The sequence below is a fragment of the Chryseobacterium sp. CBTAP 102 genome, assembly GCF_003201365.1.
GTDB classification, from domain to species: Bacteria; Bacteroidota; Bacteroidia; order Flavobacteriales; family Weeksellaceae; genus Chryseobacterium; species Chryseobacterium candidae.
On record NZ_QICX01000022.1, the window covers coordinates 1 to 19,977 of the forward strand.

Below are 19,977 nucleotides of genomic sequence, written 5' to 3' on the forward strand. Positions count from 1 at the left end.
ATTCCGGAAGTAATAATTTAAGAAGTTCGTGATCGCTTAACATTAGGCAAAGATAAAGCTACTTAACATTCCCCCCAACTTTTGAGACTGATCCGCTTTATCCCAAAAGTTGGGGGCTAAGCAAAAGGTTGAGTTATCTGAAATAAAAATCCCCAACTGTATTTAATAGCCGGGGAGTTATATTTTTTATAATTCCGAAATGTTAGTCCAGGTGCATATTGTCAATTAATCTTACTCCATCTACTACCACTACGATGAAGGCCCTGAAATTTCTGTCTTTGTAGAAAAAATCAGTCTCCTGTAATGTGTTTTCATCGGCAATCAGAAAGTATTCAAGCTTCATACCCTGCTGATCATCAAAAATATCGGCTACTCTTTCCTTAATTTCTGGAATACTAACGGTTCTGAACCAGTCATTTACTTTTTTTAAAGTCTCGTAAATTACTTTAGAAGCTTCTTTTCGGTCTTCATGAAGTCTTTGGTTTCTTGAGCTTAGTGCCAGTCCGTTTTCTGCCCTGTAAATAGGAACTCCGGTTATTTTAACGGGAAGATGTTTTTTCTCCACCATTTTTTTAATAATAGCAAGCTGCTGAAAGTCTTTTTCACCAAAATAAGCATTGTCAGGCTTTACCTGTCTGAAAAGCTCTTCTACAACAGTTCCTACTCCGTCAAAATGACCCGGCCTTGATTTTCCTTCCATCTCATTTTCCAATCCATCAAAATCATATCGCTGGCTTTCGGCTTTCTCAGGGTAAATATCAGTTACCTCCGGAATATAAACAGCATCTACAAGACCTGAATTCTGAAGAATAAGTATATCTCTGTTAATATCTCTTGGGTATTTTTCAAGATCTTCAGGATTGTTGAACTGGGTTGGATTTACAAAAATTGAAGAGATTACAAGATCATTTTCTTTTCTTGCCTCTTCATACAGAGAAAGATGGCCATTGTGCAGGGCACCCATAGTAGGGGCAAAGCCAATTCTTTTTCCCATTTCTTTCTGTCTTTCAATGAAATCCTGAAGGACTTTTCTGTTTTTTAGAACTTCCATAGTTTATTTTAATACTATTTCAAAAATACTAAAAATATCGCATAATAATATGGGGTTTTAATAATTTGAAAAGGGAATTTTCGTAAAAAAATGTTAATTAAAATAATGTTGGATGTTTTTTTGTAATTTTGCACATTAAAGCATTTTTACAAAAATTAGATAGAAAGTTTATGCCGAATCAAAAAATACTGTACATTACTACAGAGATGTATCCATATCAGGAAGATACAAATATGGCTGCAGTGGTAAACAAAATGGCACTTAAGATGCACCAAGAAGGCAATGATGTAAGAGTTTTTATGCCAAGATTTGGACAAATAAGTGAGAGAAAATTCCAGCTTCATGAAGTAATCCGTCTTTCAGGGATGAATATTATTATCAATGATCTGGATCAGCCTCTGATCATTAAAGTAGCGTCTCTTCCGGGGGAAAGACTTCAGGTCTACTTTATTGACAATGAAGAATACTTCAAAAGAAAACAATATTATTTCGATGATGAAGGAAACCCTTTCGAAGACAATGACGAAAGAGCTATTTTCTTTGCCAGAGGAGTTATTGAAACCATTAAGAAACTAAACTGGGTGCCGGATGTTATCCATTTAAATGGATGGATGTCTTCTTTTGTTCCAATTTATCTTAAAACTTACTACGAATCAGATACTTATTTCAAGGATGCAAAAATTGTACTTTCTCTTTACAATGAGAAAGACGCTGAATTGGACAAAAAGATCGATGAAAAGCTGCAGTTTGATAATATTTCCGGATTAAAAGCGTTAGATAACCCAACTATTAAAAGTTTTGTTATCGAGAGTATGAACTATGTAGATGCCGTTGTAAAAGGTGACGAGTTTCTGGATGAAGACCTGGATAAGGCTTTCAACGAAACAGCAGCCCAGAAATCGGAATATCTGGACATAGATTCTATAAATCAACTTTATTAAAAACACATTTTTAATGACTCATAATCTTAAAAAGACCTTCGCCATGCTTTTATTGGCGATTTTTGGAAGTACATTCCTTTATAATTGTGAACCAGATCCGGATTCTCTTGGTGAGCAGCTGTTTAATGGTGATGCAGCGCAAGGTAACGAAATTGCATATCCTGTTATAGCATACAATTATAACAACAACGATTCAATCAGAAGTGATGCTTCAAGACTGATCAGTGGATTGAACGAATCAGGTGCTACTACAAATGTTGCTGTTCTTGGGGCCTTTACTGAAAGCCAGTTTGGAATGCAGAGAGCATCTTATGTTACCCAGCTGAGAATGCCGGTAGATAATTTCGACTTCAATGGCGCAAATCCAAAAGTAGACTCTGTAGTTCTTGTAGTGAGACCACCTGCCAATACAGCAGCGAACACCTATTTCTTTGAAGGCGATTCATTAAAGACAAATACATACACAAAAGCTGATTTCCCGGTAGACGGAGTAGCTACAGAAGTTTCTATTGAGAAAAAAACTTATCCTGTTCGCAAATACGGGAAAATAGGGGGTGCTTCAAAATCAATGAAAATCAATGTGCATGAAATAACGACTTTCTTAGATACAAATGACGACAAGTTCAAGCGTTCCAATGTATCAGTAAATACTGGTGAACTGCTAGGATCAGGAGTATTTGACGGTAACATCAGTTCTACATCTATCACTAAAAAATCTGACAACTCAGTTGTATTTACCGGAAACTTAGGATTCAGAATGAAATTGAGTAATACAGACTTTTTCCAGACTCATATTCTTGATAAAAAGGGAAAACCTGAGCTTCAGGATGCTGCTAACTTTATCAGATATTTTAAAGGAATAAAAATTTCTGTGGATGAAACGGATAAATATCTTTACCAGTTCTCTCCTAATGATTTGCAGCTTATCATGTATTATAAATATGATAAAACAGACAACGGAACAACCACAAGACCGCAGACAACACTTAGTTTCAACTTAGGAGGGGCTAATGCTCATATCGGACTGTATGAATACAGCAGATCCGGATCATCTGTTGCTGCTGCATTGGCTGCAAGTAAACCTGATGAAGGCGATGAAAGACTTTTTGTTCAGGGAATGGGAGGTCCTTCTGTTGTAGTAAAAATTAAGGATGAGACCATCACAAAACTTAAAGAGATCTATAATAAAGATAAAGCAGGTATTGTAAGTGCTAAAATCAGAATCTATCTTGATGCTTCAACATGGAAAAATACCGGCTCTACTGAAGACCGCAGGTTTACGCTGTTAACCAATACATTAGATGCTAATGGTAAAATTGATTACAAAAAACTGGCGTTCACTTCAGATCTTACCAACGGGCTTGGATTATATTACTTTAAAGATAAACCTGAGCCAGGTTATTATGATTTTGTAGTAACCAAAACAATCAAGGATCTTGTGGAAGGGAAGAAGGAAACAGTAGATGGAACTGAACAGCTGATCGTTAATAAACCATTAATAATTACTGCAGGAACATTTGCTGCCAATGCTACAGGAACCCTTTTGGGAGTTCGAAATACGACAAGAGCATTTGATATGAACAGAATTATTCTTACAGGAGTAGATAAAACAAATACGAATCCGAAAAGAATCCAGCTAATGGTGACTTACGGAACGAAAAAGTAGAACACAACAAACAACACTATACAAAATAAAATATGTGCGGAATAGTAGGATATACAGGTTTTCAAGACGCTTATGAAATTGTAATTAATGGTCTTAGAAGATTGGAATATAGAGGGTATGACAGTGCCGGAATTGTTTTAGAAGGTTCAGATAACAAGCTGGAAGTAGAAAAAACAAAAGGTAAAGTGGAGGATTTGGTGAATATTTCCAAAGAGCTAAAAGGAAAGTCTAAAATTGGAATGGGACATACCCGTTGGGCAACCCACGGAGTTCCAAGTGACAGAAATTCCCACCCGCACTTGTCAAACAACGGAAAAATTGCAATTGTACATAATGGTATTATTGAAAACTATGATACCATTAAAACAATGCTTACTGAAAAAGGATTTACTTTCAAGTCAGAAACAGATACAGAAGTACTGGTAAACCTTATCCAGTATTTTATGGATCTTAATCCGGATATCGATTTCCCAACTGCAGTGAGATATGCATTGAATGAAGTATATGGAGCATATGCAATAACGGTACTTCACGAAGATTATCCCGGAGTATTGGTGGTAGGAAGATTAGGGTCTCCTTTAGCAATCGGAATCGGAGATAAAGAATATTTTATTGCATCTGATGCTTCCCCTTTCGTAGAATTTACAAAAGAAGCTATATATCTTGAAGAAGGACATATGGCAACAATATCTCTGGAAAACGGAGTAGATATCAGAACGATCAATGAAAACTCTAAGATTAAGCCGGAAATTCAGGAGCTTAAATTAAGTCTTGAACAAATCGAGAAAGGTGGATACGAGCATTTCATGCTTAAAGAAATCTTTGAACAGCCTAAATCTGTACATGATACCATGAGAGGTAGACTTCTTGTAGATGAGGGAATTATTAAAATGGCTGGAATCTGGGATCATGTTGAGAAATTCAAAAATGCCAACAGAATTATAATCATTGCCTGTGGTACTTCATGGCATGCAGGTCTTATCGGAGAATATCTGATAGAAGAATACGCAAGAATTCCTGTTGAAGTAGAATATGCATCAGAGTTCAGATACAGAAACCCTATCATTACAGATAAAGATGTGGTGATTGCGATTTCTCAGTCTGGAGAAACTGCCGATACAATGGCTGCTTTAAAATTAGCAAAAGAAAAAGGGGCATTTATATATGGTATATGTAATGTCGTAGACTCTTCTATTGCAAGAATTACAGATGCCGGTTCATATACCCATGCTGGTCCGGAAATCGGGGTTGCTTCTACCAAAGCGTTTACGGCACAGCTTACGATTCTTACTTTAATTGCTTTTAAATTAGGAAAACACAACGGGAACTTAGGAAATGCTGAATTTATGAGCTTAATTGCTGAGCTTGATGCTATGCCTAAGAAAATTGAAGAAGTGTTGAGTAGCACCCATGAGCTTACGCAGAATATTGCAAAAGATTTTGTGAAAGCTACCAATTTCCTTTATCTGGGAAGAGGATACAATTATCCTGCAGCCCTAGAAGGAGCATTAAAACTAAAAGAAATTTCTTATATCCATGCAGAAGGCTACCCGGCTGCAGAAATGAAGCATGGTCCGATTGCCCTGATCGATGAAAACATGCCGATTGTCATTATAGCACCTAGAAAAGGTCACTATGATAAAATCGTAAGTAATGTTCAGGAAATTAAAGCGAGAAAAGGAAAAATTATCGCTGTAGTTAATAAAGGAGACCGTCAGGTGAGCGAAATGGCAGATTATGTTATCGAAATCCCTGAAACTTCAGAATGTTTCTCTCCAATTGTTGCTTCCGTACCTCTGCAACTGCTTGCTTATTATATTGCAGTATATAGAGGAGCCAATGTAGATCAACCGAGAAACCTTGCAAAATCTGTTACCGTGGAATAAAAAGTTGTTGTAAATAAAATAAATTTAGATTTCTTCCGTTATTTCAAAAAAAATCTTAAAAGTTTCTTAAAAAAATTATATATTTACGGCTTAATTATAAAAATTAACATGAAAAGGATATTTCTTTTATTATTGTCTGCGTCGGTAGCATCGGTATCTTGTTCAGGTGGTGGCAGCTCTTCTGTAGGGAAGCCAGGAACAAAAGGAGAATTGATACCAAGAGAAAAAACTAAATCATTTGTTGCGGAAAGACCATACGGAATGGTTGCAATTCCTGCAGGTTCATTTGTTGCTGGTTTAGCAGACCAGGATCCGACAAATACTCCTGAAAAAGCATCATTGAAAACAGTTACTGTTTCTTCTTTCTTCATGGATGAAGCAGAAACTACCAACTCGGAGTACAGAGTATTTATCAATTATGTAAGAGACTCTATTGCGAGAACTTTACTTGCTGAAGCTGCCGGAGAAGGTGGTGATGAAGGCGGACGTAAAGGAGCTGCAATAGGTGATTATGCATATCTTGCTAAAAAAGAAGAAAACTTAACACCTTATCAAGAATATATGGAAGGCCAGGGTGGCCGTGAAGATGGAGGATATGATGCAAGTAAAAGATTAGATTGGAAAATTCCTTTACACTGGAGTACTACAAAGTACCCGGATGTAGAATACGCAGAGGTTTTAGAATCTATGTATCTGCCTTCTTCTTCCAGAATTGGAAACGAAAGAATTTTAGATGTAAGTAAGCTGAAATATACATACCGTTGGGGAGATATGGACGCTGCTGTTGCAGATAACGAAAGAGGAGCTAATTACCTGAGAAGCGAAAGTATTGCGATCTATCCTGATACAACCGTTTGGGTAAAAGATTTCCACTTTGCTTACAATGAGCCATTGTTCGAGCAGTATTTCTGGCATAAAGCTTATAAAGACTATCCTGTAGTGGGAGTTACCTGGGATCAGGCAAGAGCTTACTGCAACTTCAGATCTAAATTGAAAACAGATTACAACGAAAGTTTAAAAAGAAAAAAACAAAGACCATTAGAGTTCCGTCTTCCAACTGAGACTGAATGGGAATATGCTGCAAGAGGAGGGATGCAAAACGCTACTTATCCTTGGGGCGGTCCGTATTTAATGGATGACAGAGGTTGTTACCTGGCAAACTTCAAACCGAAGAGAGGTAACTACATGGAAGACGAGAAAAAAGGAACTTATACATATACAGCTCCAGTTAAGAAATTTAAGAAAAATGGGTTTGGGTTGTTTGATATGGCTGGAAACGTTTCTGAGTGGACACAATCTGCGTATAACAATTCTTCATACGGATTCTCTTCTACATTAAATCCTTCTACTAAAGATAAAAAGGATACGAAGAAATCTGTAAGAGGTGGATCTTGGAAAGATATAGGATATGCACTAATGACAGGTGCCAGAGATTGGGAAAGAAAAGATTCCGCAAGAAGCTATATCGGATTCAGAACTGTACAGGATATTCCTGAAGCAGCAGTTAAACCAAGAAGAGTTAACAGATAACGAATCAGACAATTATTTTTCAATAACAATTTTATTTAACATTAAAAAAACTAACTCAATATGTTTAAGACTAAAGATGCTTGGATGAATTTCTTTTATTCATTCGGTGCTGCAATTGTAATTCTTGGAGCTTGGCTTAAAATTACTCACATTACCTTGGGACCTATTAATGGTAATATCGCTCTTACTGTAGGACTTATTACTGAGGCGATTATCTTTATCATCTTTGCATTTGACCCTCCAAAATCAGAAGAGTCTTATGCATGGGAAAATGTTTATCCTGAGTTATTAGATAAACATGCTAATCCAAACCCATTACACTCTAATGTATCTTCTAGAAATAATAATGCAGCAGCTCAATTTGCAGAATTAGAAAACTCTCTTTCTAACAAATTGGATAAAATGCTTGAAGATGCCAGATTAGATGTTCAGTTATTTGAAAGACTGAGAACAGGAATTGATAAATTCTCAAACTCTGTTGATCAGATCAATCAAACTGTTGACGTATCTGCCTCTACTCACAAATATAACGATCAATTAAATAAAGCAGCTCAGCACATGGAAAGCATGAATGCTCTTTATGCAATGCAGCTTGAAAGCGGTAAGAGACAATCTGAATTTGCTAACAAGTATGTGGCTGATATGCAGAAATCTGCAGAGCAATCTGAAAAATTCAACCAAGAGCTACAAGGTTTAACATCTAATCTTAATAACTTAAATAGAGTTTATGGTGGTATGCTAACTGCTATGAAGTCTTAATTCCTAACCATTTCTAAATTTAACTACTTAATCAAAAAACAAAGAAAAGAGAATGGCACAAGGAAAACAGACCCCTCGTCAGAAGATGATCAACCTGATGTATTTGGTGTTCATCGCGATGATGGCCCTAAATATTGATGCAGAAATCATCAGATCATACTATGACTCTACCAGAGCATTGAATGAAACCAGAACTTTAACAGAAAAAAAGAACGAGAAGATCTTTGAAAGAACGTTGGAAGCTAAGGCTCAGCAAGTTCCGGATACTTATGCACAGCCTTGGGCTCAGTACAAAGTATTGAAAGCCAAAATTGATGCATTGGTAAAATCAGCTCAGGATGTTAAAGATTTGTTGAAGAAACAATCTGAGTTTCATGACAAAGATCCACAAACAGGAAAAGATGTTGATGTAAGTGAAAACTTTGCTGCATTGAACAACAACGAAGCGACTACTGAATATTTCTTCAAGGAAGGAGATGAAAATACTCCATCAAAGAATGCATTAGACCTGAAAGCTAAAATTGATGACGTAAGAAACTACATCAACGCTACTTTTGGAAACAATGCTCAGTTACAGGATTTGGTAGCAAGAGCTAATAAGTCTCTAATTGCGGAGTATCCTAAAGGAACATCTCCAAATGAGAAAACTTGGTTCCAAAATAAATTTTATCATCAGCCTCTAATTGCTGCAATATCTAATTTGGAAATTATCCAAAATGATGCCAGAAACGTACAGTCTGATGCATTGGCACTATTACTTCAGGAAAAAGTAGATGCGAGTATTAAATTCTCAAGCTATGAGCCTATTGTTTCAGGTCCGGTAGATATCCAGGCAGGAAAACAGGCAGAGGTAAAAGTAATGTTGGGTACTTATTCTAACAGTAATAAGATCAGCATCTCTGGTGTAGGTAAAGTTGAAAATGGTAAAGGAACAATCGCTATTTCAGGTTCTGGAATTGGTGAACATAAATTAGGAGGTACCATTACATTAACAGATGCTTCAGGTAAGCCACAGTCTTTCCCTTGGACACATACATACAATGTAATTGCTGGACCAAGAGAAGTAAAACTTGAAAAAGGATTATTGCTTTCTGCGGATAAAATGAATGTAATGTACAGAGGACTTGAGAACCCTGTTTCAGGATCAATCTTAGGTGCTGACAATTCTAAACTTTCATTATCTGCTCCGGGTGCAGCTGTAAGAAGTACCGGCCCAGGAAAATGGATTGTAAAACCAACTACTGGTAATACGGTTAAACTGACATTATCGGGAACAGATCCTTATGGAAAATCTGTATCTCAGGTATTTGAATATAGAATTAAGAATGTACCACCACCGCAAGGTCAGATCAGAGGAAGCAGCATCGTATCTATGCCTGCCACTTCTATCCAGAATCAAACGGTACAGGCAGCAATTCCTGACTTCGACTTCCCTGTTTCATTTACTGTAACTCAGTTTATGGTGAGAGTACCAGGTAGAGCAGCATTACTTGTTCACGGGAATTCATTAAATGATGCAGCCGGATTAGTGAAAAACCTTAGATCTGGAGACGTAGTTTCTGTCTTTGATATTAAAGTTACTGCTCAAGGCTTAGATGGTCAGGTTATTAAAAATATTACTCCTATAATCATTAACATTCCATAGGACTAAAATTGTAATTTATTATGAAAAAATATATTAGCACCCTTTTAGTATTAGTTTCGGGATTTGCTTTTTCCCAGACTATTCTGAATGCATCCTCTCCGGAAGAGTTCAGACAGATGAGAGCAGAAAATAAACAGAAAGTTGGTGATACTATTGTAGATAAAACAGTAAAACCTCTTGAGTATGGTTTTGTAGAAGATAAAGATATCTTTAAAAGTATGTTTGTATGGGAGATCATTGATATGAATGATAAAATCAACCAGCCATTCTACTATGATAATCCGGATGGTCTTCTTGCTACACCTACAAGATCTCTATACCAACTATTACTGGATGCAGCTTTATCTGGAAAGATTGAACAGGTATATGATGATGAAAACTTTACTGTAAAACTTTCTCCTGAAGGAATTCAGAAAAGATTGGAAAAAGTTATCATCAATGATGCAGCTATTGATATCTTAAACTCTGGAAGACAACTTACAGAAGCAGAAAAGAAACAATATACTGACGTATTTAAGACAACTACCGATAAAGTAAAAGTTCTTAAAATCATGGGTATGTGGTTTATTGATAAGAGAGACGGACAAATGAAATACAGACCTCTGGGTATTGCTGCAATGGGACCAGATCCTGCAGTACAGGGAGTTATTGGTCCAGATGGTAAGCCTATTGCAAGTAACGATGAGCTTATTGACCTGTTCTGGATCTATTATCCAAGTGCCCGTGATGTTTTAGCAAATAATTTTGTCTTCAACAGAAAAAATTCATCTGCTGACTTATCTTTCGATGATGTGATCAATGCAAGAAGATTCTCTTCTATCATTTATAAGTCTTCAGCCGGTTTGGGAGACGGTACTATTAAGGACTATATTCCTAAGAATGCCGATGAACAACTGGAAGAAAGCGATAGAATCAAAGCACAGATTCTTGAAATGGAAAATGATATGTGGAATTACTAGATTTCACTTGATATTTATAGAAAACCTGAGTACTTTTACTCAGGTTTTTTTTATTATGAAAAATGTAGATTATATTATTGTAGGAGATGGATATGCAGGGCTTTTCTTAGCTCATCAGCTCATTAAAAATAACAAATCTTTCGTGATCTTTACGGAAGGAAGAAAAAGTGCTTCTCAGGTTTCAGCAGGAATTATCAATCCTGTTGTACTGAAGAAGTTTACCACATTCTGGAAAGCACAGGAACAAATAGACTTTCTTAAAGACAGTCTTAAAGAAATAGAATCATATACCGGAGAAAACTATTTAATCAACGTTCCTATTCACAGAATTTTTCATGATGAGAACGAGCAGAATTTATGGTTGAAAAAATCAGGAAATGAAGAATTGTCTCATTTTCTTGATCAAAATTTCGATCGTTTAAATATAGTAAAAAACGATTTTCTTACCGGAAAGGTTAATCAGTCTGCAAGGCTTAATGTTAATGGATTTTTCAGTGGTTTATTCAATTATTTTGAAAAAAATGATCATCTGGTAAAAGAAAAATTAGATTATTCAAAATTGAACCCATCCGAATCGATATATAAGGATTTTAATTTCAAAAATATTATTTTCTGTGAAGGAATGGGTGTGAAAGATAATCCCTACTTTTCAGAGATCGCAGTAAACCCGAACAAAGGTCATCATATAAAAGTGAAACTGTCACAACCGATTCCGGAAAACATAACGATTAAAAAGAAACACTTTTTATTCCCAACCGGAAACGGCCTGTATTTTTATGGAGGAACTTATGACAGAGAACAGCTTCATCACCATATTGATGAATCAGCAGTTGCACAATTAGTGAAAGGACTTTCAGAATTTTATCCTTATGATTTTGAAGTTGAGGAAGTGCATTTTGGATTTCGTCCAACTGTAAAAGACAGAAGGCCTATCATAGGAAGGCATGAAACGTTCAGTAATCTCTATGTCTTTAATGGACTTGGAGCCCGTGGTATTATTAATGGATGCTATTTTTCAAGAGATTTGTTCCGTTTTATGGAAGAAGATACTCCATTGCATACAGAAGTTTCATTGAACAGATTTCAATAGTGTATCTTAGTGTTAATTTCCAAACTAAAAATCTATGGATGAAAATATTTTAGGTATCGTTGCCGGAATTCTTACTTCTGTTTCAATGATTCCACAGCTTATAAAGGTGATCAGAGAAAAGAATGTAGAAGATATTTCTTTACTCATGCTTCTGGTTCTGATTTCTGGACTCTCTTTATGGGTATGGTATGGCTTTGAAAAAGACGAATTACCTATTATTCTATCCAATGCATTTGCCGTTCTGGTGAATATCAGCCTTCTGATCTGTTATATAATGTACAACAGGAAAAAATAGCAATATCAATATAAAAATACGCCTCATCATGATGAGGCGTATCTTATTTTTTATGTAAGTGAGATTCAATTACTGAAGAACAAATTTAGCTAAAGGAGCCATTCTTGCTTTGTTTAAAGTAAGTGTATTTCCATTTACAGAGTAATTGTCTGCTGTGAGAATTGCTTTGGTGAATTGATTTTCAATATCAAGATCTTCACAAGCCATCTTGGTAGACATTCCCTGATTGAATTTAATTCTCATGATTTCCGGTTTGATCTCAAATGTTCCTCCTAAACCATTACATCCGGCATGCCCCTGATATCTCATTCCGTCCATTTCAAGCTTGAAATAAGGATTGTTTTTAGGATTCTTCAGTTCAATCGGCTTCCCGTTAAGCTCTTTAAGTTTCCAAGTTTTTCCTGTAATATCAGTAGTTGCTTTTTGAGCATTTTGTGTTTTACATGAAACAACTAAAAATGTTGCGACAACAAGTGCCAATAAATAATAATATAAACTTCTCATAATGTGTAATTTTTTAAATGTAAATTGCTAATCCCTATGCTAATACGATGCCATTTTTGCGGGACCTGACTCTTTTTTTGCCTGTTTAAGATGGAACAGAACCATATCAACATTCTTTTTCAGGAAGGTGATATTCCCTTTAATATCAGAATATTGATACTCTTCATTGGAGGCTGTATAATCAGGTAAAGCATCACTTTTTTTAAGGTCAAAAGTTTTGCCGTTTAAATGTACTGTTGCTGTATTTTTGGTGTTGTTGATCGTTACTTCTATTTTTTCTCCATAACTGTCAACATACACATTTTTTGAAATGTCATCTGTATTTTCCGGAGCAGCAGTAATGGTTTCAGCGTCTTTTCCGGGATGTTTACACGCTGTTAGGGAAATAATAGTCAATCCGAAAAGGACTGGTAATAATAATTTTTTCATAGTGATAAGTGATTTTAAAGTGTTTCATGAATTATGATGTTGATGCCATATAAATTTACAAATATTTTTAATAAATATATGTTAATTTTTCATAAACTAACAGAAAATTAAAGTTTTATATAATTTAACTCACTGCTTTTATAAACAAAATTCAGGAAACAAAAAGTAATAATTATTGTGGATAATTAAGAATAAACGTTGTTAATTCAGGGTTTTTAACGAACGAGTTTTCAATAGTATAATCTTGTTTTTTCTCATTTCTCATTTGATGTGTTAATTTTCGGCAAAAATAATTCAAAAATAAGAGAGTGACAATAAGTTAATGTTAATAATTCTTATTTATGATAAAGTTTAGGTGGGAATAGAGAAAATTTAATAATAAAGTACCAGGCCATTTAAAATGTTCAAAAATGCAACAGCTTTAAAATTAAAATTTCCTTAAATCAACGGAAGTGGCTTAATTTTTGAAAATTGAAACTTGCACAAATGAGATGTCAGAATTGCTCGAATGACGCTTGAATAAAAGAAATATTTAATATTTATCATATTTTTACATTCAGGTATTTTAAAGAAGAGTTAAATTTTGTTAATCCATGACGATAATATCATAATCCGGGTGTACATTTGCAACTTCAAAATGAGAAACTTTATAGTATACTTTTTAACCAGTCTTTTTCTGCTCTTTGTAGTAGAAAGCAGACTTGATGTTAAAACGCTCCGAAACGACTATAACGGTCATGTTTCTCATCATATGCCGAAAAAAGCCAACCGACTGAATCAGACTTTTGAAAAACTCTCTGTTCAGCAAATGGCCGATAGTGTAGACAATTCCACTTTAGAACTTACCGAAAATGATTTCCAGCTGTCTGATGTATGGCAGGCTATTGTTGTTTTTGCCGGAGTTTTCAGTCTTGTCTATATTTTTGGGTTAAAAAGCTATCAACGGTCAAAACCGGATATTCATGGCTTTGTTCTTGGTTTAGCAACCAAAAGATTTATTCTTATCCGTTCTATTAGAATTTAAAAATTCTCCGTTCTATTTATTTTTCTGCCAGATTCCGGGTGGAAAGTACCTGCGTTGTGTATGTTGGTAATCATCACATCGTCCCTCTTTTATTACCGTTTTTATTTCTATCAAAACATTAACGATTTATATAAACTCTAGAATTATGATAAAAAGAGTTGCTTCGGGAATTGCGCTGAGTGCCCTTCTGTTGGCGGTTGGCTGCAATAAGAAAGAACACGAAAAAGAAGAAGTTACCGTATATCCGGTAACATCCCCTGTGGTAATGGATACCGTAATCAACAAAGAATACGTAGCCCAGATTCAATCTGTAAAAAACATTGAAGTAAGAGCTCAGGAAAAAGGTTTTCTGGAAAAAATCTTTGTAGATGAAGGACAATACGTACAGGCGGGGCAAACATTGTTCCGGATCATGCCTAAACTGTATCAGGCAGAATTATTAAAAGCAAAAGCAGAAGTGGAACAGGCTTCCATTGAGCTGAAAAACGCAAGTACATTGGCGGGAAACAATATCGTTTCTAAAAATGAAAGAGCAATGGCAAAAGCCAAGCTGGATGCGGCCAATGCAGAGATGAAACTGGCTCAGATCCATCTTTCTTTTACTGATATCAAAGCACCGTTCTCAGGTATTATCAACAGGATTCCTCTGAAATTAGGAAGTCTTGTAGATGAAGGTGATCTGTTGACTTCGTTATCAGATAATACAAGTATCTATACGTATTTCAATGTTTCAGAACCGGAATATTTAAGCTATCAGACTCATGCTGCAGACAGAGGCAGTAACCAGGTTTCTCTGATTACAGCAAACGGAGAAACATATACACAAAAAGGAGAAATTCAGACGATTGAAGGAGAATTTGATAACGAAACAGGAAATATTGCTTTCCGTGCGAAATTCCCTAATCCGGACAAACTTCTGAGAAACGGAGAAACCGGAAAAGTGCAGATGTCTGTGCCTGTTCATAATGCTCTGATCATTCCTCAGAAAGCAACCTATGAGATTCAGGATCAGAAATATGTATTTGTTATTGATAAAAATGGAGTAGCAAAATCCAGAAATATCAAAGTGGCCTATGAACTTCAGGACTTGTATGTGGTAGGATCAGGAATTTCAAAAGGAGATCAGATTCTTCTGGAAGGAGTTCAGAAAGTAAAGGATGATCAAAAAGTGAAAACAAAATTCCAGGATCCTAAGAAAGTTCTTCAATCATTGAAATTAAAAGCAGAGTAGTCGTCTCTAAAATGAAGCAGTATGTTTAAGAAATTCATTCGCAGACCAGTTCTGTCTATAGTAATCTCATTGATTATTGTATTTATGGGAATACTGTCATTGGTAAAACTTCCTGTGACACAGTTCCCATCCATTTCTCCGCCTAAAGTAAATATCACCGCGGAATATCCCGGAGCTAACAACGAATTGTTGATTAAATCCGTAGTAATTCCTTTGGAAAGAGGATTAAATGGAGTTCCCGGTATGAAATATATGACCTCAGATGCCGGAAATGACGGGGAAGCTTCCATTCAGATTGTATTTGATCTGGGAACGGACCCCAATGTAGCAGCGGTAAATGTTCAGAACCGTGTATCTTCAGTAGTCAATAAACTTCCGCCTCTGGTAGTGCGTGAAGGGGTAAAGATCACGCGTGAAGAACCTAACATGTTGATGTACATTAACCTGTACAGTGATGATCCTAAAGCTGACCAGAAATTCCTTTTCAATTATGCGGATATCAATGTAATGTCTGAATTGAGAAGGGTAAGCGGTGTAGGTTTTGCCGATATCCTGGGAACCCGTGAATATGCAATGCGTATCTGGCTTAAGCCGGACAGGTTAACAGCATATAACATTTCAGCTGATGAAGTAATGGAATCTCTGAATGAGCAGAGTTTGGAAGCTTCCCCTGGGAAAACAGGTGAAAGTTCAGGAAAACGCTCTCAGTCTTTCGAGTATGTATTAAAATATCCCGGGCGTTTCAATAATGAAAAAGATTATGGAAATATTATTTTAAAAGCAAAACCGAACGGAGAATCTGTAAGGCTGAAAGATGTTGCCGATATAGAGTTTGGAAGTTCCATGTATGATATTTATTCCACATTGAACGGAAAACCTTCAGCAGCAATCACGGTAAAGCAATCCTATGGATCCAATGCAAGTGACGTTATCAAAAATGTGAAAGCATTGATGAAAGATCTTGAAAAAAATAATTTCCCTAAGGGAATGCATTATGACATCAGTTATGACGTTTCAAGATTCCTGGACGCATCCATGGAAAAAGTAATCCATACTTTATTTGAAGCCTTCATTTTGGTTGCCATCGTAGTATTCCTGTTCCTTGGAGACTGGCGCTCAACATTGATCCCTGCATTAGCCGTTCCGGTTTCATTGGTAGGAACATTTGCTGTGATGTCCGCCTTTGGAATTACCCTGAATATGATTTCCCTCTTTGCCTTGGTAATGGCGATCGGTGTTGTAGTAGATGACGCGATTGTAGTTATTGAAGCTGTTCACGCCAAGATGGAAGAGAAACATCTTTCCCCATTGAAGGCCACGGAAGAAGCAATGCATGAGATCAGTGGAGCAATTATCGCCATTACGTTGGTAATGGCATCGGTATTCATTCCGATTGCATTTATGTCCGGACCGGTTGGGGTATTCTATCGTCAGTTCTCGATTACAATGGCTTCATCCATTATTTTATCAGGAGTAGTGGCACTTACTTTGACACCGGCATTATGTGCTCTGATCTTAAGAAATAATCATGGAAAAGCTAAGAAGAAAACTCCGGTTACTATTTTCCTTGATAAATTCAACAACCTGTTTACAAAAGGAGCCGGAAGATATGAGAAAATGCTGAATAAAACGGTAACGAAAAAGACAATAACATTGCCATTGCTGTTAGCATTTTGTGCCTGTACATTCTTCCTGAGCAATTCTTTACCTTCAGGGTTTATTCCTGCTGAAGACCAGGGGATGATTTATGCCATTATTCAGACACCTCCGGGATCAACATTGGAAAGAACCAATCAGATTGCAAGAGAACTTTTGAGAGAATCTGAAGATATTGACGGCGTACAGTCTGTTTCTTCTCTTGCAGGGTATGAAATTTTGACGGAAGGTACCGGATCCAACTCAGGAACTTGTCTGATCAACCTTAAAAGCTGGGAAGAACGTAAAGAATCCGCAGCGGAAATCATTGAAAAGCTTGAGGGAAAAGCCAAAAATATTCCGGGAGCCAATATTGAATTTTTCCAGCCGCCTTCTGTACCGGGATATGGAGCTGCAGGAGGTTTTGAACTTCGTCTGCTGGATAAAGCAGGAAGTGGAGATTATCATAAAATGGAGCAGGTAAGTAATGATTTTGTGAAGGAGCTTAAGAAGCGTCCGGAACTGGGATCAGCATTTACATTCTATTCTGCGAGTTTCCCACAGTACATGCTTAAGATAGATAATGATCTTGCGGAGCAAAAAGGAGTCACTATTGAAAAGGCGATGGATAACCTTTCTACATTGATCGGTTCCAACTATGAAACGAGTTTTATCCGTTTTGACAGACCTTATAAGGTTATTGTTCAGGCCGGACCTCAATATCGTGCGCTTCCCACTGACCTCTTGAAATTATATGTTAAAAATGATAAAGACCAGATGGTTCCGTATTCAGACTTTATGAGATTGGAAAAAGTATACGGATTATCGGAGATTACAAGGCATAATATGTATAACTCTGCCGAGGTGAGTGGAACTCCGGCACCTGGATACAGTAGTGGACAGGCGATTCAGGCAATTCAGGAAGTTGCGGATAAAACACTTCCAAGAGGTTTTGGTATCGACTGGGCAGGGATCTCCAAAGATGAAGTAAGCCGTGGTAATGAAGCCGTATTTATCTTCCTTGTATGTTTAGGATTTGTTTACCTGATTCTTTCTGCACAATATGAAAGTTTCATCCTTCCTTTACCGGTTATTTTATCCCTTCCGGTAGGTATTTTTGGAGCATTTTTATGCTTAAAGCTTTTAGGATTGGAAAACAATATCTATGCACAGGTGGCCATGGTCATGCTTATCGGACTTCTGGGCAAAAATGCCGTATTGATTGTTGAATTTGCTGTACAGAAGAAAGCAGAAGAGGGAATTCCTGTGGCAAAAGCTGCTATTGAAGGAGCTGCCATTCGTTTCCGTCCGATTTTGATGACCTCATTTGCCTTCATCGCAGGATTAATTCCATTGGTGATTGCAACCGGACCTGGAGCAGTGGGTAACAGAACCATTGGTACAGCAGCGGCAGGAGGAATGTTAATCGGAACCATTTTCGGATTGATGATTATCCCCGGATTGTATTATATCTTCGGAACAATTGCTGATAAGTCACGATTGGCGAGATATGAAGAAGAGAATCCTTTAACAGAACAAACTGAACCTTATGAACATGATGGAAAATTCGAAGACTAAAAATATAATCACAGCCATTGCCTTATCACTTGTACTTGCAAGCTGTAAGGCGCCGATGGCGACTGTCATAAAAGACGAGGTAAAAGAAAACATTCCTCAGAACTTTAATCAGGAAGAACAGCAGGATGCTAACAGCAATAGCGGAACAACACCATGGAGACAGTTCTTTACAGATCCTAATCTGGTAACTCTCATTGAAACCGCTTTAAAGAATAATCAGGAGCTGCTTATCACACTTCAGGAGATCGAAATTGCGAAAAGTGGTGTGTTAGCTAAAAAAGGAAGGCTTACTCCTACTGTTTCCGCAGGAATAGGTGCAGGGCTGAAAAAATCTGGTCGCTATACGAGTGAAGGAGCAGGTGATGCTACCACAGAAATTGAACCAGGAAAAGAAATGCCGGACCCCCTTGGTAATTTTGAAGCAGGATTAAACGCAAGCTGGGAGATTGATATCTGGAAAAAACTCAGAACGGAAAAAGAATCTGCAGTTGCTCATTATCTTTCTACGGTGGAAGGGAAGAACTTCGTTTTGTCTAATCTTATTGAAGAAGTTGCTGATAATTATTATGAATTGCTGGCACTTGATAACCAGTTGGATATTATACAACAGTATATTAAACTTCAGCAAAAAGCACTGGAAATTTCCAAAATTCAGAAAGAAGCTGCTGCTGCAACAGAACTGGCAGTGAAAAAATTTGAAGCAGAACTGGCGAAATCCAAAGCAGCAGAATATACAATCCGCCAGCAGATCACAGAGAAGGAAAATGAAATCAATGCTTTGCTGGGAAGATATCCACAGCCAATCGTGAGAACAAAGGAAAACTTTATGTCTACCATTCCTCCGACGGTTTATACCGGAATTCCGTCTCAGCTATTAGCCAACCGTCCTGATATCAAGCAGGCAGAACTGGAATTGAAGGCTTCAAAACTGGATGTGGAAGCTGCAAGAAAAGAATTCTATCCTTCTTTGGAAATTTCTGCAACCTTAGGACTGGAAGCTTTTAAACCATCCTATCTTGTTAAATTGCCGGAATCCATTGCTTATAATCTGGCAGGTGAACTGGCAGGTCCGCTGATTAACAAAAGTGCGATAAAAGCGAACTTCCAGACCGCAGATGCCAAGCAGATTCAGGCGTTGTACGAATATGACAAAACTATCCTGAATGCTTATCTGGATGTTGCCAATCTGATGTCAAAAGTTAAAAACATAGATCAGTATTATCAGTTGAAATCACAGGAAACAAAAGCCCTGGATCAGTCTATTGATATTGCCAATCAGTTATTCCGTAATTCAAGAGCTGATTATCTTGAAGTTCTTCTGAACCAGAGAGATGCATTGGATGCTAAAATGGAGCTTATCGAAGCAAAACAAAAACAGCTCAGCACTGTAGTCGACATCTATAAAAGTTTAGGTGGAGGCTGGAAATAAAACATCATAATTCTATCAATAAACAGTTAATGTTTTTTGGAGGGTCAATTCTTTTAGGATTGGCCCTTTTTATTTTTAATACGACAGGTTTTGTCGTTCTAAGTCGATATTTTTGCCTCATAACAGAATGAAAATATACAGAGAATTTACTTATTAATAGTATGATTTGCATTAAAGCACACAAGAGTGATTTTTGTGTCTTAAAAAGAATTAAATTAGCATGGTTTTAAAAACTAATTACTAACTCAGAAAACATAGAATGAAAAAAATCTATCTCGGTGCATTCACTTTATGCACAGCCCTGGGCGTATCTGCTCAGGAAGTG

The 19,977-nt window shown here is 36.7% G+C and carries 16 protein-coding genes; 13 read left to right on the forward strand and 3 right to left on the reverse strand.

The window, feature by feature from the left end:
* Positions 1–202: 202 nt before the first annotated feature.
* Positions 203–1,051, reverse strand: a complete 849-nt coding sequence (panC, locus tag C8D70_RS20175; protein WP_076596712.1) for a pantoate--beta-alanine ligase — start codon at positions 1,049–1,051, stop codon at positions 203–205.
* A 170-nt stretch (positions 1,052–1,221) separates the two neighbouring features.
* Between panC and C8D70_RS20180 the strand changes: the two genes are divergently transcribed.
* From C8D70_RS20180 to C8D70_RS20220, 9 genes are all read left to right on the forward strand, one after another.
* Complete coding sequence (locus tag C8D70_RS20180; RefSeq protein WP_076596713.1) at positions 1,222–1,992, forward strand: glycogen/starch synthase; 771 nt, start codon at positions 1,222–1,224, stop codon at positions 1,990–1,992.
* Positions 1,993–2,005: 13 nt separating this feature from the next.
* Positions 2,006–3,658 carry a DUF4270 family protein gene (locus C8D70_RS20185; RefSeq protein WP_110368476.1) on the forward strand — a complete coding sequence of 551 codons (1,653 nt, stop codon included), beginning with the start codon at positions 2,006–2,008 and terminating at the stop codon, positions 3,656–3,658.
* A gap of 32 nt (positions 3,659–3,690) precedes the next feature.
* Entirely contained in the window at positions 3,691–5,544 is a 1,854-nt protein-coding gene (glmS, locus tag C8D70_RS20190; RefSeq protein WP_076596715.1) for a glutamine--fructose-6-phosphate transaminase (isomerizing), read from the forward strand.
* A 108-nt stretch (positions 5,545–5,652) separates the two neighbouring features.
* Positions 5,653–7,074, forward strand: coding sequence for a gliding motility lipoprotein GldK (gldK, locus tag C8D70_RS20195; protein WP_076596716.1), 1,422 nt, complete (start codon positions 5,653–5,655; stop codon positions 7,072–7,074).
* A 60-nt stretch (positions 7,075–7,134) separates the two neighbouring features.
* Positions 7,135–7,833, forward strand: coding sequence for a gliding motility protein GldL (gene gldL, locus C8D70_RS20200; RefSeq protein ID WP_047428085.1), 699 nt, complete (start codon positions 7,135–7,137; stop codon positions 7,831–7,833).
* 52 nt (positions 7,834–7,885) lie between these two features.
* Complete coding sequence (locus tag C8D70_RS20205) at positions 7,886–9,478, forward strand: GldM family protein (protein ID WP_076596717.1); 1,593 nt, start codon at positions 7,886–7,888, stop codon at positions 9,476–9,478.
* Between the two features lie 20 nt (positions 9,479–9,498).
* Positions 9,499–10,437 (forward strand): gliding motility protein GldN, encoded by a 939-nt coding sequence (gldN, locus tag C8D70_RS20210; RefSeq protein ID WP_076596718.1) that lies wholly within the window; start codon positions 9,499–9,501, stop codon positions 10,435–10,437.
* A 55-nt stretch (positions 10,438–10,492) separates the two neighbouring features.
* Complete coding sequence (locus tag C8D70_RS20215; protein ID WP_110368477.1) at positions 10,493–11,527, forward strand: NAD(P)/FAD-dependent oxidoreductase; 1,035 nt, start codon at positions 10,493–10,495, stop codon at positions 11,525–11,527.
* A gap of 34 nt (positions 11,528–11,561) precedes the next feature.
* Positions 11,562–11,822, forward strand: coding sequence for a SemiSWEET transporter (locus tag C8D70_RS20220; RefSeq protein WP_076596720.1), 261 nt, complete (start codon positions 11,562–11,564; stop codon positions 11,820–11,822).
* A 69-nt stretch (positions 11,823–11,891) separates the two neighbouring features.
* On the opposite strand, the gene C8D70_RS20225 is transcribed toward C8D70_RS20220, so the two are convergent.
* Together C8D70_RS20225 and C8D70_RS20230 are read right to left on the reverse strand one after the other, a co-directional pair.
* Positions 11,892–12,326, reverse strand: coding sequence for an META domain-containing protein (locus C8D70_RS20225; protein ID WP_110368478.1), 435 nt, complete (start codon positions 12,324–12,326; stop codon positions 11,892–11,894).
* 39 nt (positions 12,327–12,365) lie between these two features.
* Positions 12,366–12,755 (reverse strand): multicopper oxidase domain-containing protein, encoded by a 390-nt coding sequence (locus C8D70_RS20230; protein WP_110368479.1) that lies wholly within the window; start codon positions 12,753–12,755, stop codon positions 12,366–12,368.
* Between the two features lie 637 nt (positions 12,756–13,392).
* On the opposite strand from C8D70_RS20230, the gene C8D70_RS20235 reads away from it, so the two are divergent.
* From C8D70_RS20235 to C8D70_RS20250, 4 genes are all read left to right on the forward strand, one after another.
* Positions 13,393–13,779 (forward strand): hypothetical protein, encoded by a 387-nt coding sequence (locus C8D70_RS20235; protein ID WP_076598002.1) that lies wholly within the window; start codon positions 13,393–13,395, stop codon positions 13,777–13,779.
* 148 nt (positions 13,780–13,927) lie between these two features.
* On the forward strand, positions 13,928–15,010 hold the full coding sequence (locus tag C8D70_RS20240) for an efflux RND transporter periplasmic adaptor subunit (RefSeq protein ID WP_110368482.1): 1,083 nt from the start codon (positions 13,928–13,930) through the stop codon (positions 15,008–15,010).
* Positions 15,011–15,031: 21 nt separating this feature from the next.
* A complete protein-coding gene (locus C8D70_RS20245) occupies positions 15,032–18,223 on the forward strand; it encodes an efflux RND transporter permease subunit (RefSeq protein WP_110368480.1) in 3,192 nt (1,063 codons plus the stop codon).
* Positions 18,195–19,652 (forward strand): TolC family protein, encoded by a 1,458-nt coding sequence (locus C8D70_RS20250; RefSeq protein WP_110368481.1) that lies wholly within the window; start codon positions 18,195–18,197, stop codon positions 19,650–19,652. The genes C8D70_RS20245 and C8D70_RS20250 overlap by 29 nt, the downstream gene beginning before the upstream one ends.
* Positions 19,653–19,977 lie beyond the last annotated feature (325 nt).